This is a genomic window from Seonamhaeicola marinus (assembly GCF_008085455.1).
On sequence record NZ_VSDQ01000577.1, the window covers coordinates 132,551 to 146,884 of the forward strand.

General features: G+C 31.9%; 13 protein-coding genes. All 13 read left to right on the forward strand.

What is annotated here, in order from left to right; genetic code table 11:
• The first annotated feature begins 2 nt into the window (after positions 1-2).
• The 13 genes from FUA24_RS08945 to FUA24_RS09005 all read left to right on the forward strand — a co-directional run bounded on the left by FUA24_RS08945 (position 3) and on the right by FUA24_RS09005 (position 14,326).
• Positions 3-1,139, forward strand: a complete 1,137-nt coding sequence (locus FUA24_RS08945) for an FIST signal transduction protein (RefSeq protein ID WP_148541507.1) — start codon at positions 3-5, stop codon at positions 1,137-1,139.
• The gene (locus FUA24_RS08950) at positions 1,139-2,188 is read left to right on the forward strand and encodes a sensor histidine kinase (RefSeq protein WP_148541509.1); all 1,050 of its coding nucleotides are present in this window, start codon (positions 1,139-1,141) and stop codon (positions 2,186-2,188) included. Before FUA24_RS08945 ends, FUA24_RS08950 begins: the two co-directional genes overlap by 1 nt.
• Positions 2,189-2,193: 5 nt before the next feature.
• Positions 2,194-2,511, forward strand: a complete 318-nt coding sequence (locus FUA24_RS08955; protein WP_148541511.1) for an Hpt domain-containing protein — start codon at positions 2,194-2,196, stop codon at positions 2,509-2,511.
• A 2-nt stretch (positions 2,512-2,513) separates the two neighbouring features.
• A complete protein-coding gene (locus tag FUA24_RS08960; RefSeq protein WP_148541513.1) occupies positions 2,514-3,236 on the forward strand; it encodes a LytR/AlgR family response regulator transcription factor in 723 nt (240 codons plus the stop codon).
• A gap of 126 nt (positions 3,237-3,362) precedes the next feature.
• A complete protein-coding gene (locus tag FUA24_RS08965; protein ID WP_148541515.1) occupies positions 3,363-3,629 on the forward strand; it encodes an STAS domain-containing protein in 267 nt (88 codons plus the stop codon).
• Between the two features lie 584 nt (positions 3,630-4,213).
• Positions 4,214-5,572 (forward strand): UDP-glucose dehydrogenase family protein, encoded by a 1,359-nt coding sequence (locus tag FUA24_RS08970; protein WP_148541517.1) that lies wholly within the window; start codon positions 4,214-4,216, stop codon positions 5,570-5,572.
• Positions 5,573-5,606: 34 nt separating this feature from the next.
• Positions 5,607-6,545, forward strand: a complete 939-nt coding sequence (locus FUA24_RS08975; protein ID WP_148541519.1) for a UDP-glucuronic acid decarboxylase family protein — start codon at positions 5,607-5,609, stop codon at positions 6,543-6,545.
• Positions 6,546-6,644: 99 nt separating this feature from the next.
• Complete coding sequence (locus tag FUA24_RS08980) at positions 6,645-7,031, forward strand: response regulator (protein WP_148541521.1); 387 nt, start codon at positions 6,645-6,647, stop codon at positions 7,029-7,031.
• 33 nt (positions 7,032-7,064) lie between these two features.
• The gene (locus FUA24_RS26065) at positions 7,065-8,270 is read left to right on the forward strand and encodes a sugar transferase (RefSeq protein WP_148541523.1); all 1,206 of its coding nucleotides are present in this window, start codon (positions 7,065-7,067) and stop codon (positions 8,268-8,270) included.
• 32 nt (positions 8,271-8,302) lie between these two features.
• Positions 8,303-9,055 (forward strand): TolC family protein, encoded by a 753-nt coding sequence (locus FUA24_RS08990; RefSeq protein WP_148541525.1) that lies wholly within the window; start codon positions 8,303-8,305, stop codon positions 9,053-9,055.
• Positions 9,052-11,430: a GumC family protein gene (locus FUA24_RS08995; protein WP_148541527.1), complete on the forward strand. Its 2,379-nt coding sequence runs from the start codon at positions 9,052-9,054 to the stop codon at positions 11,428-11,430. The genes FUA24_RS08990 and FUA24_RS08995 overlap by 4 nt, the downstream gene beginning before the upstream one ends.
• Positions 11,431-11,438: 8 nt before the next feature.
• On the forward strand, positions 11,439-12,827 hold the full coding sequence (locus FUA24_RS09000; protein WP_148541529.1) for a lipopolysaccharide biosynthesis protein: 1,389 nt from the start codon (positions 11,439-11,441) through the stop codon (positions 12,825-12,827).
• Positions 12,827-14,326 (forward strand): O-antigen ligase family protein, encoded by a 1,500-nt coding sequence (locus tag FUA24_RS09005; RefSeq protein ID WP_148541532.1) that lies wholly within the window; start codon positions 12,827-12,829, stop codon positions 14,324-14,326. Before FUA24_RS09000 ends, FUA24_RS09005 begins: the two co-directional genes overlap by 1 nt.
• The last annotated feature ends 8 nt before the right edge of the window (positions 14,327-14,334 follow it).

The window sequence follows — 14,334 nt, forward strand, 5'->3', positions numbered from 1 at the left end:
AAATGAAGATTGTACAATTAAGAAAATATAAAGGACAAGACTGGCAGAGTCTAAATACGTTTCAAAAGCTTAACAACCCATTGGTGTTAGTCTTTGGAAATAGGTTTGAATTAGAAGAGCCCAAAATATATAAAGGCATAAAAAATATGTTTCCTAAAGGACACATCGTTTTCGGATCAACAGGAGGAAATGTAACCTCTAACTCCATTGATGAAGATGCTTTAACCTTAACCGCTATTGAATTTGAAAAAAGCACTTTCGAAGTTAGAACAATAAACCTAAATGATACCGAGTTAAATAGTTACAATGCAGGTGTAGAATTGGTAAATAAATTTCCCAAAGACAAATTGAAATATATTTTTGTTTTATCCGATGGAAGTTTTGTAAATGGAAGTGAATTAACCAAAGGGATGAATTTTGCAGCAGAAAACCATGTATTAATTACAGGTGGACTCTGCGCGGATGATAATAGATTTGAGCGCACAATTGTATCGTATAACGAAAACCCAAAAGATGGTGAAATTGTAGCTATAGGATTTTATGGAGATACTTTAGAAGTCTCTTCATCTACAGAAGCTGGTTGGAATTCTTTTGGAGCAGAAAGAACAGTCACAAAATCTATTGGAAATATTGTTTATGAGTTAGATAAAAAACCGGCATTAGATTTATATAAAGTATATTTAGGAGATAAATCTAATATGTTACCAGCGTCAGCCATGTATTACCCTTTAGGAATTAAACCAGAAGATGGAGATGATCAAACCACAATACGAAGTGTTTTAAACGTTAATCATGATTATAACGCCATGATTTTTGCGGGAGAAGTACCAATGAATTCTAAGGTGCAATTTATGATGACTAATCCAAGAGATTTGTTAAATGCTTCTAACCAAACAGCTAAACAAGCTGTTCAAAGAATGATAAACAAGCCGCAATTGGCCTTATTTATTAGTAGCGTTGGAAGAAAATTACTGTTGGATCAAAGAACTGTAGAAGAAATTGAAGAAGCCAAAAATGTGGTTGGTGGCAATGTTGTTTTTAGTGGCTTTTATTCTTACGGAGAAATAGCGCCATATGAAGATGAAAATATGTGTCAATTACATAATCAATCTGTTGCTTTAACTTTAATTAGTGAATAATGAATTCTTTACTAAAACATCAAGTTAAAAAATATTTAAGTAGCAAAAACGTGTCTAATGAAGACTTAATGGCTTTTTTAGATGCGGTTAATAAGTCTTATGATAATTTTGACGATCAATACCTTATGCAACAACGGGCTTTAGCTATTAGTACAGAAGAATTGGTAGAAGCTTATAAAGTTTTGCAGCATGAAGCAAAAATTCAAAGTAGTTTAATAGACAAGTTGAATAATGTAATTGAGACATTAAATTTTGGTGATAAAAATACCGTAAAAAAACCTAAGGGTGTTGATAGTTTAGACGGTGCTAAACTAGCTGAATTTATAGAAAATCAAACCCAGGAGATTATGGAAATGAACAAGCAAAGGGAAAAGCTAATGGGAGAATTGGAACAGCAAAATGAAGAGCTTAGTAACTATGCTTATTTGGTATCACACGATTTAAAATCACCTTTAAGGAGTATAGATGCTTTAACTACATGGTTAAATGAAGAAACCGGAGGAAATAAAGCTAATACATCAGAAAACTTAAAGTTGATTAGAGATAACGTTGAGAAAATGGACAATTTAATAACTGGTATATTAAATTATTCAACAGTCAATAAGAAGGAATCTCAATCCTGTTTAATAGATGTTGATACATTTGTTAGAGCCATTATAAATGAAATTTCCTTACCAAATCACATTTCAATAAAAATTGTAAATAAGTTGCCAGAGGTAGAAGCCGATAAACCTAGAATTAAACAATTATTTGAAAGCCTATTAGATAATGCCATTAAGTATATTGATAAAGAACAGGGAGAAATAGAAATAGGAGTTTCAGAAGAAGCCTTACATTGGCAATTCTATATAAAAGATAACGGAAAGGGAATTGAAAAAGCATATTTTGATAAGATATTTAAACCTTTCCAAAAGTTAGAAAACAATCCCAATGCTACTGGTATTGGTTTATCAATAGCTAAAAAAATAGTTAATGCCTACGGAGGTAAAATGTGGTTGGAATCTACTGTTGGAATTGGTAGTATATTTTATTTCACTTTAAAAAAGTAACAATTATGGAAACCCCAAATTTATCCTATATTAATACCATGGCACGAGGCGATGAAAGCTTTGTAGAAAAAATTATAGGTGTTATTAAAGGAGAATTTTATCAAGAAATTGAAGTATATAAAAATAACTTTAGTGATAGAAATTTTAAATTAGCTGCTGAAAATGTACACAAGATTAAGCATAAAATTAGTATTTTAGGGCTTGAAAAGAGTCATGTGGTTGCTAATAATCATGAAAACAATTTGAAAGAAGAGGTTCATGAGCTCCATGGTGACTTTATGGAAATTGTTAAAGTTATAGAAGATTATTTAGTAACTATTTAGAAATGAATTGTATAGTAATTGATGACGAAAATACTGCAAGGGTAATAATAACCGCATTGTGTTCCCAAATTGAAAATTTAAATGTAGTTGCAGAATTTCCAAATGCTATACAGGCTATTAAATATTTAAATGAAAATGAGGTTGATTTAATTTTCTTAGATATCCATATGCCAGATTTTACTGGTTTTGATTTTATAAGAACATTAAAAAATCCGCCAGCTATAATTCTTACGACTTCCGATTCAAAATTTGCCTTAGATGCTTTTGAATACGATTGCATTGTGGATTACTTAGTTAAACCACTTGAGTTTTCAAGGTTTGAAAAGGCCATACACAAAATGGAGACGGCAACTGTTGCTAGCGTTAGTTCAGATAATCAGCAAGAGGATGTTAAACCATCTGGAATAAACGTTGATAATCATCTTTATGTTAATATAGATAGAAGATTAATTAAAATAGATATTCCTAGTATTTATTTAGTTGAAGCTAAGGGTGATTATATAAATGTAAAAACAGAAAGTCAAGATTACCGAGTGCATTCCTCTTTAAAAAAGATAGAAGAAAAATTACCTGTTAATTTATTTTTAAAAGTACATAGATCTTATATCATAAATCTAAAGAAGATAATTGATATAGAAGATAATAGTGTACTTATTAAAAAAGATGTAATACCTGTAAGCCGCTCTAACAGACCCGAATTAATGAAGCGCTTAAATTTACTATAAGACTTTTCGTCTATACAAAATCGCATTTCGTCTACATAAAATTGCATTTCAAAGATTTTTTATTTTATATTTGTAGTCTTTATCGTAACTTTATAAGTTCCCAATCTTAACCAAAAACCCCTAGTTATGAGCGTAACAGTAAAAAACAAAAATGGCATTATGCATGCCAAAGGAGTTTTGAACTCCTCTTCTTTTGTGCAATTTCAATCAATTTTACAGAAATCCTTTAAATCTCAGAATTCAATACTACTTAATTTAGATAAAATAAATAGTATTGATTCTAATGGCATATTAGTATTATATAAGATTTATAAGAAAGCAAAAATACATAATAAAGAATTTAAGATATTAGGTAGTAAAAGCTCTTTTATCTATAACCAAATAGCCCTTTAATTAACTCTAAGTTTAATAACTTATTTTAAACTAGTAATAGTTGCCAAAACCTAAAAGGTTTTGGCTTTTTTATTATTCCTTTGTAAATCAGATATAACTAGACTTTTAGAACTGCTTCAACCTTTTAACTATACTATTTCTTCTTTTTGTCTATAGGAATGTACATTTCGCATTTTGACAAATTAATCTCTTAGACATTTCAAATATCTTTATGGTAACGTCTTTATAAATTTGATTGCGATTTATTTAAGATTAGAGAGAGACATAAACGAATCTGAATTTTCCCCAAATAATTCAAGTGATTTGTAGCAATTAGTATTTCCAAATCTTCAGTATCTACAACCTACTTCTGTTTTGGTTTTTTAACCACTGGTATGCCTCGATTAAGGGATTAAATACTCGATGAAATTACTTTAATCCAAAAAAAATAACACTTAATCGGTATTTTTTACTTTTAATCGATGTTTTGTGTGAAAATATTTGTATGTTTGACACAATTAGAGGAGCCAAGACCATCTAATTACAGTGCAATTTAAAAATTTGTACTGTTTGATTAAATAAATAAAACCCCTAAAATCGAAATTATGAAAGTTACTATTGTTGGAAGTGGTTATGTAGGACTCGTAACCGGAGCTTGTTTTTCAGAAGTAGGAATCGATGTTGTTTGCGTTGATATTGATGAAAACAAGATTAGTAATCTTAACAAAGGTATTATACCTATTTATGAACCCGGATTAGAAGATATGATTACCCGAAATATGAAAAAGGGTAGGCTTAGCTTTACAACCCAAATAAAAGATGCAGTTAAAGATTCTGAAGCTGTTTTTATTTCTGTTGGAACACCTCCTGATGAGGATGGTAGTGCAGATTTAAAATATGTAATAGCGGTTGCCAGAGATTGTGGTAAACATATTGATGATTATACCTTAGTAATTACAAAAAGTACCGTGCCAGTTGGTACCTCTTTAAAAGTAAAAAATGCAGTTCAAGAAGAACTAGATAAAAGAGGTGTTGACGTAAGTTTTGATGTAGCTTCTAACCCTGAGTTTCTTAAAGAAGGCGCTGCAATTAATGATTTCTTAAAACCAGATAGAATTGTAGTAGGTGTAGAAAACGAAAGAGCCAAAGAAATTCTTAAAAAATTATATAAACCATTTACTTTAAATGGACATCCTGTACTTTTTATGGATATCGTTTCAGCGGAAATGACAAAGTATGCGGCAAACTCCATGCTAGCTACAAAAATTAGCTTTATGAATGATATTGCTAACCTTTGCGAAATTGTTGGAGCAGATGTTAATAAGGTCAGAAAGGGCATTGGGTCTGATACTAGAATTGGTAATAAATTTATATATCCTGGTATTGGTTACGGAGGTTCTTGTTTCCCTAAAGATGTACAAGCATTAATTAGAACTGGCGGTGAGCATAATTACGATTTACAAGTATTAAAAGCTGTTGAAGCCGTTAACAAAAAGCAAAAAGTTGTATTATTTAATAAAATATTGAAACACTTTAATGGTGATTTAGAAGGAAAAACTATCACCCTTTGGGGATTATCTTTTAAACCTCAAACAGATGATATGAGAGAAGCCCCTTCTTTAGAAATTGTAAAAAGACTTTTAGAAGCTGGAGCAACGGTAAAAGCGTATGATCCAATAGCTATAGAAGAAGCAAAGCACCATTTTGGAGATACCATATCTTATTATAAAGATCAATACGAAGCTTTAATTGATGCTGATTGCTTAGCTATATTAACTGAATGGCCTGAATTCAAATTCCCTAATTTTAATATTGTAAACAGGTTATTAAAAAATCCTTTTATTTTTGATGGTAGAAACATCTATGATAGATTTGAAATGAAAGCAAAAGGATTCGATTATTTCTGTATCGGAGTAGATACCGCTAAAGAAATTGTAACTCCTGTTTTAAGTTCAGCTAGTTAGTTAAAGTTTAATCAATTATAATCCAACCAATATAATGATACGTAAAAAAGTTCTTGTAACAGGAGGAGCAGGTTTTGTTGGCTCACATTTATGCGAACGCCTATTAAATGAAAATAATGAGGTATACTGTCTGGATAATTTCTTTACTGGGCAAAAACAGAATATTGTTCATTTATTAGATAATCCATATTTTGAATTAATTCGCCACGATGTAACGAGCCCATTCTTTATAGAAGCAGACGAAATCTACAATTTGGCTTGTCCCGCTTCACCAATACATTATCAATACAATCCAATAAAGACTATGAAAACTTCCGTAATGGGAGCTATTAATATGTTAGGATTGGCAAAAAGGATTAAAGCTAAAATCTTACAAGCCTCAACAAGTGAGGTATATGGTAACCCGTTAGTTCATCCACAAGAAGAATCTTATTGGGGAAATGTTAACCCAATAGGAGAACGTTCTTGTTACGATGAAGGTAAACGTGCAGCCGAAACTCTTTTTGTAGATTACCATAAACAGAACAACGTAGATGTTAAAATCGTTAGAATTTTTAACACTTACGGACCAAGAATGCATCCAAATGATGGAAGAGTTGTTTCTAATTTCATTGTTCAAGCACTGCAAGGTCAAGACATCACTGTTTACGGTGAAGGAGACCAAACTAGAAGTTTTCAGTATGTAGACGATTTAGTTGAAGCTATGATGCGTATGATGGCCTCTAGAGATGGCTTTATAGGCCCTGTAAATACGGGGAATCCTGACGAGTTTACTATTTTAGAATTAGCTCAAAAAGTTATTGAATTAACTGGCTCTAAATCTAAAATAATATATAAACCATTACCTTCTGATGATCCAATGATGCGTAAACCAGATATTTCTTTAGCTAAAAAGGAATTAGACTGGGAACCAAAAATTAAATTAGAAGAAGGCTTAACCAAAACCATAGATTTTTTCAAGACTATAGTATAGATATAGTCTACCAGAAGTAACAATTGCTATTTATTTTTCTCTCTCTTAATATTAAACATAATCTATTTATGTCATTTAATAAACCCCAAATATTAAGTCATGAAGAAAAAAATATTAGTAGTAGATGACGAAGCGAGTATCTGTTTGTTACTTGAAAACTTCCTTTCACAGGAATATGATGTTGTTTCTATAAACGACGGACTTGAAGCCTTGCTATGGCTAGAAAGTAATATTCCAGACCTCATTATTAGCGATATTCAAATGCCAAAAATGGATGGCTATGAATTTCTTACCAAATTACGTAAACGAGGCTTTACTAAACATACGCCTTGTATTATGCTTTCCGGTAAATCTGAAAGTAAAGAACGTATTAAGTGCTATAGAATAGGAGCCCAAGATTACCTTACTAAACCATTTAACCCAGAAGAGTTAGATGAACTGGTAAAGAAAAATCTTTTTCCTATCCACTTTGCTGTAGAGTGGTAATCATTTTTTTGTTAAACTTAACCTGCATCAAAGATGAAATCTACCTTAACACTCCTGTATATCGGGAATTCGTCGGCGTATTTTGATGAATTAAAAGAGAATAATAACGTCACGTTTATAGTATTAGAAGACAGTTTAAAGGCTATTAATTATATAAAATCTAAAAAGCCTTTAGACGCTATAATTTGCGACTATATTTTACCTGGAAACAATGGTTTATACCTCTTCGATTGGATTAGAGATAATTCTGAATATGGAGAAAAACCCTTTGTGCTTCTGTCTAAGGAGTTCAATAATAAAGTATTTAAGCGCTCCTTTAAAAAGAGGGTGTGCGACTATTTTGTTATTAATTCTACACCTGCACATGATATTGTTGAAAGAATTAAATTCTTGTGTGAGAACAAAGAAGCAGCAAAATCGGTAAAGCTTCCAGATTTAGTGGAAGAAGAGTATAAGATGCCTTTATCAAAGCGTTTATTTGATATTCTGGTTGCTTCAACAGCACTATTATTCGCATCTCCATTTCTATTAGTTATACTATTGGCCATTAGATTAGAGTCTAAAGGAAAGGTATACTATATCTCTAAAAGAGTAGGAAGAAAGACTTTTGATTTCTATAAACTGCGTTCCATGAGAACAGGAGCAGATGAGCTTTTAAAGAAATTGGCGAAAGAGAGAAATCAGTATAATACTAATTCCAAACCAAAAGAAGATGAACCATTAAATAAAGAACCATGTCCTAGATGTGCAAAATTACCAGAAGGGGAGAGTTGTTCACCTTTAATGTATTTCGATACCTATAGTATTTGTGATTACTGGTACAATCACCAAAAAGCAGAGGAATCTAAAAACAACTCTGCGTTTGTTAAGATTGTTGATGATCCAAGAATTACCAAAGTAGGAAAGTTTATTCGAAATACTAGTATAGATGAGTTACCGCAGTTAATAAATGTATTAAAAGGAGATATGTCTATAGTCGGCAATAGACCATTACCTGTATACGAAGCAGAACTCATTACTGCAGATGATATTTCAAAACGTTTTTTGGCACCTCCCGGAATTACGGGATTATGGCAAGTTGAGCTTAGAGGAAGAGGCGGAAACATGTCTGAGGAAGAAAGAATGCGTTTAGATAATGAATATGCAGATCAGTTTAAAGGAGATAACTACTCTTTTTGGTACGACATGAAATTAATTTTAAGAACCATACCCGCTTTATTTCAAAAGGATACGGTATAACTTAAGAATAAGAGAGAAAGAAAAACTAACAAATGAAACTATTATCAAAATTCATAATTATTGCCACTTTCGTTTTGAGTTCTAATATTAAAATAATTGCTCAAGAACAAAAGTCTGTGGATAAATCACTCGGAGGAGTTCAAGTAGATATTCCACCGCTTCATGTAGTTATGGATTCTGTTTTAAAGAGAAACCCTTTGGTACGCTTCAGATCTCAAGATATAGATCTTAAGAAAGAAGCCTTGAAATCCGAAAAAATAGATTGGACTAAAAATTTCGGAGTTCAAGCCACAACGGTTTACGGAAACTTCAATAATTTTTCTACAAACGAAGATGCTTCTTCAGTAACCTCCGCTTTTGCAACAACATCTAAGCAGTTTAACTATCAGTTTGGTGCATATTTCAAAATTCCTGTTTTAGATGTTATTAATAGAAATAAAAGGATAAAATTTAAAAAAATACAGGTCAGTGAAGCAGAAACTATGCTAGCTCATGAACAGTCCTTGGTAAGGCAGGCAGTTATTGAAAAGTACGAAGATTTAATCCTAAAACAAAGATTGTTAAAACTTAAGGCAGAAAATCTTGGTAATGGAAAGGTTAATATGCAAATGGTAGAAAAAGAGTTCAGGAACGGTTTAGTACCTGTAGCGGAATATGTTAGACTTTCAGATATGACAATGAGAATAGAGTCTGATTATGAATTAGCCTTATCCAAGTTCTTAGTTGCTAAAAAAGTATTGGAAGATATGGCTGGTTTTAAATTTGGAATAACACAATTGCAATGAAGATAATTGAATTTATAAGGTTAATATTAAAACACAAAATACTGTTAATGGTAGTGCCTTTGGTGCTAGCATCAATTGTTATTGTTTTAACTATGAAACCAACTTATGAATACTCTTCAAAAACAGTATTATATACAGGTTTAGCTTCTGGTTCTTCCATAGAAATGGATAAGAAGTTTAACTATTTTGCTTCAAATACAGCATTTGATAACTTAATTAACCTTATAAACTCAAGGGAAACTCAAGAAGAGGTTGCTATACGTCTTTTGGCACAGCATTTAATGCTCCCCGAAGCCGATCCTAAATATATTTCTGCAGCTCATTTTAAAGAACTTAAGTCTAAAATTCCAGAAGATATTTATGATTATGTAGTTACTACAAATAGTGGAAAACCATCACCTAAAAACGATTCTGAGAATGATGAAGTTTCACTTTTCCCAGAAGGTATAAATAAGGACGACTACGAGAAAACGGTAGAGAATTTAAAACTCTTAATGGTTAGTAGTAATACAAATTTTGTTTACGAATTACTAAATTTTGAAGATCCCCATTATTCTTTAAAGGTGGTATCCTCTGTAAAAGTTTTTAGAATAGGTAAAAGTGATTTACTAGAATTAACATATTCTGCAAATGATCCTGGAATTTGCCAGCAGACTTTGGCAATTTATAATAGTGTTTGTATCAAGGGGTATAAGCGAATTAAAGAAAATGGTTCTGATGCAGTTGTAAAATACTTTGAAGATCAACTTGCAAAGGCTAGCGAAAAACTAAAAATTGCTGAGAACAAATTGTTAGAATTTAATAAGTCTTACAACATCATAAATTATTATGAGCAGAGTAAGGCTGTTGCCATTGTTAAAGAGGAAATGGAAGTTGATTACAACAACAGAAAGGCAAAATTAGCAGGTATAGCAGCGGCAACAAAGAAACTTGAGAAAAAGCTAGAAATTCAAGAAGCTATTCAATTAAAAAACAATGATGTTGTAGATAAGAAGAAACAACTAGGAGATTTAAACTTTAAAATAGCCTTAGCACAAGCCGATTTAGACCCAGAAAATGTTGAACAACAAGAGAATGTTGAAAATCTAAAAAAACAGGCTGAAAATCTTTCAAAAGAAATCAAACTTAATTTAGATGAACTTTATAGCTATCAAAATACCATAGAAGGTTTACCAGTTAGTAAAGCTTTACCCGATTGGGTAGATAATGTTGTTGAAACAGAAAATCTGAAAGCAGAGCTTCAAGTAATGGATAAACGTAACAAGGATTTTAAAGAACAATATTCTATTTACGCCCCTGCCGGAGCTACCATAAAAAGATTAGAAAGAGAAATAAATGTTTCAGAACAGGGATATCTTGAAATACTACACGGTTTAAACCTCGCAAAATTAAAAATGCAAGACAGCGAATTGTCTTCAAATTTAAAAACCATAGACCCTCCATATTATCCCTTGTCACCAACACCAACAAGTAGAAAGGTGTTAATTATTGCAGCAGCTTTTATTGGCATCATATTTACGCTAGGGATACTATTAGTTATGGAGTATTTTGATGATACTTTAAAAAACATAAAGAAAGCTGGGAAAATACTGGAGCTACCAGGATTAGGAATGGTGCCTAAAGTTTTGCTTAACTCTGGAATAAGAAACAATGCTTTTGTAAACAATAGAGTTATTGAAATTATTACCCAAAACATACTTCAGTTTATTAGTTTACAAGATTCTGAAAAACAACCAAAAACCATTTTGTGCTTTAGTACGCAAAAAATGGAAGGAAAATCTGTTGTAGCCGGAAACATTGCAAAAACACTAAAAAGTAGTGGTAAAAGAGTACTAGTTTTAAACTATAAGAGTGAAAAGGCAAAAGTTACTTCTCAAAGAAAGTATTCAATTATTAATAGAATTTTAGGATACAAAGATCCTCGAATTGATTTTGAGAACCCTTTATTAGCTAAAGCATCTACATATTTGGACGAATCGGAATATTTTAAATATACCATAGATAACCACTTTTATAAAGCCAAGACCTATGAGGATATTATAAAAGGGAATAATATAGAATTAGATTATGATCCAGATTATGTCATAATAGAATTACCAGCAATAATCTTTACTAATTATCCGGCAGATCTATTTAACAATTCAGACTTAGATATTCTGGTATGTAGATCAAATAGGCTATGGTCTGAGTCGGATAAAACAGCATTAGCTGGCCTACAACCATTATCAGGAGATAAAATGAATTTTATTCTTAATGGTGTAGAACTTAAAGAAGTAGAGTCTATGTTAGGTGATTTACCTAAGAAGAGAACTAAGTTTAGAAAGAAACTGAAATCTGCATTTAGATTCCAATTTTTCAATAAAAACCAGATATAAAATTATAAATGGAAAAGTTCAAAAAAATACTAAAGGAAGATAACTTCTTATCACTTGCAGGGAATGCTATAATAGCCGTTCTAGGTATTTCTGGATTTGCTTTATTGGCAAGAAGTTTATCACTTGAAGTATTTGGAGAATGGGTACTATTTATAACCGCTGGAGCCTTTGTAGAAATGTTCAGATTCGGAATAACAAATACCGGTTTAATAAGATATTTGTCTGGAGCAGAAGCATCATCAAGATACAAACTCATAGGGTCTAACGCATTAATTGGCTTAGGAGCTACTGTATTGGTTGCCATTATTCTAATAGTTTGCAACTACTTTTTTAGCGAATCTATTTCTAAATCTGGTTACGGATTATTCTTTATATGGTATCCGCTGTTAGCCTTTTTAAACCTGCCTTGGAATAACGCCTTAGTTGTGTTACAAGCCGACAGGGAATACGGTAAAATACTAGCACTTAAAGCCATAAATAGCGGTGCTTTCTTTTTAGTAATTCTTGTAAACTATTTCTTTTTAGAGTTAACTTTAAATCAGTTGGTAATTGCTTTACTGGTTATTAATGCCTTAACATCGGTAATTAGTTTAGTATTAGGATGGGACGGTATAAATCATATTACAAAAGCTAGTAAAGAAACCAATAAGACATTACTTAACTTTGGGAAATACACCACGTTTACCTTAATAGGAACAAACTTATTAAGAAGCGCAGATACCTTTATAATAAGTCTTAGTCCATTAGGAAATGCTGCGGTTGCGCTGTATAGTATACCTTTAAAACTAACTGAATTACAACAAATACCGCTTAGAAGTTTTGTTGCAACGGCATTCCCAAAAATGTCTAAAGCAAGTGTACAGGGAAGGGTTAATGAAGTAAGAGAGCTCTTTTATCAATATTCGGGAGCTTTAACCTATCTCTTTGTATTTCTTAGTTTATTCACCTTTGTTTTTGCTGAGTTCTTAGTACTTATATTATCGGGAGAACAATATTTAAAAGTTGATCCAGAAACAGGATTCAACGTAGTAACCATTGTTAGAATCTTCTCTATTTATGGACTTCTTTTACCAATTGATAGAATGACCGGTATAGGTTTAGATAGTATTAACAAACCGAATGTTAACGCTTTAAAAGTTTTATTAATGGTAATTGCAAATGTTGTTGGAGATATCATTGCCATTTTTGTTTTTGAATCTTTAGTATTCGTTGCAATAGCATCAATAGCGTTTACAATAGTTGGTATATGGATGGGAATGTATTTCTTAAATAAAGAGATAACACTGTCATACAGGGAGATTTTTAGAAGTGGTACTACATTTTATAAAGATATGTTTAACAAAATGACCAACCATAAATATAAACACGTTTTAGAAGGCAACAGAAAAGTAAATTAATGACGTACAAAGACAACATAAATCCTTTTGATAAATTGTCTGGTTCATCCAAGTTTTTGAACCCGAAACCAATTTTAATATTTGTGTCAGCAATCGTTTTATGTGGCTTAATATTAGCCAAAATGAAAATTGTTGGGGTAGGATTATTATTGGCTGGATTCTTTGGTAGTGTTTACTTTTTTCTACTGTTTAAATACCCTATAATAGGCTATTTTACTGCAATAGCCTTTAACTTTACGTTACTAGGAATCGGAAGATATGTAACTGGGTTGCCACTAGGTTTTGGTATTGATGGCATATTTATTTTAACCTATTTAGCACTTATATTTAATAGGTTTAAAGAACGAGTAGATTGGAGTCCAGCTAAAAAAGATATTACTGCTTTAGCAGGTATTTGGCTTATGTATTGTGTTTTCCAAATTGTTAACCCAGAGGCTCAAAGTTTTGCCGCATGGGTATCAGGTAGAGGCATAGGATTCTATTTTTTCTTTTTAATTCCACTAGCCTTAATTCTTATTGATAATAGACAAAAGCTGGATTGGTTTTTATACGTATGGGGCGCTTTCTCAGTATTAGCCACGCTAAAAGGTATGATGCAATTGTTTTTAGGAGTTGATGCCGCAGAACAAGCTTGGTTAGATGGAGGTGGCGCAGAAACACATTTACTTTTTGGTAAATTAAGAATCTTTTCATTTTTCAGTGATGCTGGTCAATTTGGCGCAAACCAAGGCTATACAGGAGTGGTGTTTATAATATACTCTCTTACCAAGAAAGGAATCGAAAAAATAATCTTTATGGCTATTGGAATTTTAGGATTCTATGGTATGATGATTTCTGGTACTAGAGGAGCAATTAGCGTGCCCGCTTTAGGAATGATGACTTACTTTGTTTTAAGTAAAAATGTGCGCATTCTTAGTGTTGGTGTTATTGGCCTAATTGCCATGTTCATATTCTTTAAGTACACAACTATTGGTAACGGAAATGACCAGATTAGAAGAATGCGGGGAGCATTTGATCCTAACAATAAATCCTTACAAGTAAGACTTGAAAATCAGAGAATTTTAAAAGGATATTTAGCTTCTAGACCTTTTGGAGGAGGCATTGGCCATGGAGGCGTAAAAGCACAGAGGTTTTTACCAAATGCATTTCTTTCGCAAATAGCAACAGATAGTTGGTATGTATTAATTTGGGTAGAGCAAGGCATAATAGGACTTACGCTTCACTTATTTATTTTGTTTTATGTAGTAGGAAAGGCTTCATATAAAGTCATGTTTAGAATTCGAGATCCCATAATTAAGCTAAGAATAGGAGCATTAATTGCCGGTATGGTTGGTGTTATGATGGCATCATATGGTAATGCAATTTTAGGAGGAATGCCTACTGCTTTACTAATTTATACGTCAATGGCAGTTATGTCGGACCCTGAGAAATTTGATAGCCCTATTGAAGAAGAAGAAGATACAGAATCTGAAGAACCATTAAAACCATTATTAACCTAAAATATTTA

What these genes read in the sequence shown, in the direction of transcription:
- FUA24_RS08955 (WP_148541511.1), top strand. Translation starts at nt 2,194, where the DNA reads ATGGAAACCCCAAATTTATCCTATATTAATACCATGGCACGAGGCGAT.
- FUA24_RS08980 (WP_148541521.1), top strand. Translation starts at nt 6,645, where the DNA reads ATGAAGAAAAAAATATTAGTAGTAGATGACGAAGCGAGTATCTGTTTG.
- FUA24_RS08990 (WP_148541525.1), top strand. Translation starts at nt 8,303, where the DNA reads ATGAAACTATTATCAAAATTCATAATTATTGCCACTTTCGTTTTGAGT.
- FUA24_RS09005 (WP_148541532.1), top strand. Translation starts at nt 12,827, where the DNA reads ATGACGTACAAAGACAACATAAATCCTTTTGATAAATTGTCTGGTTCA.
- FUA24_RS08950 (WP_148541509.1), top strand. Translation starts at nt 1,139, where the DNA reads ATGAATTCTTTACTAAAACATCAAGTTAAAAAATATTTAAGTAGCAAA.
- FUA24_RS08965 (WP_148541515.1), top strand. Translation starts at nt 3,363, where the DNA reads ATGAGCGTAACAGTAAAAAACAAAAATGGCATTATGCATGCCAAAGGA.
- FUA24_RS09000 (WP_148541529.1), top strand. Translation starts at nt 11,439, where the DNA reads ATGGAAAAGTTCAAAAAAATACTAAAGGAAGATAACTTCTTATCACTT.
- FUA24_RS08945 (WP_148541507.1), top strand. Translation starts at nt 3, where the DNA reads ATGAAGATTGTACAATTAAGAAAATATAAAGGACAAGACTGGCAGAGT.
- FUA24_RS08960 (WP_148541513.1), top strand. Translation starts at nt 2,514, where the DNA reads ATGAATTGTATAGTAATTGATGACGAAAATACTGCAAGGGTAATAATA.
- FUA24_RS08995 (WP_148541527.1), top strand. Translation starts at nt 9,052, where the DNA reads ATGAAGATAATTGAATTTATAAGGTTAATATTAAAACACAAAATACTG.
- FUA24_RS08970 (WP_148541517.1), top strand. Translation starts at nt 4,214, where the DNA reads ATGAAAGTTACTATTGTTGGAAGTGGTTATGTAGGACTCGTAACCGGA.
- FUA24_RS08975 (WP_148541519.1), top strand. Translation starts at nt 5,607, where the DNA reads ATGATACGTAAAAAAGTTCTTGTAACAGGAGGAGCAGGTTTTGTTGGC.
- FUA24_RS26065 (WP_148541523.1), top strand. Translation starts at nt 7,065, where the DNA reads ATGAAATCTACCTTAACACTCCTGTATATCGGGAATTCGTCGGCGTAT.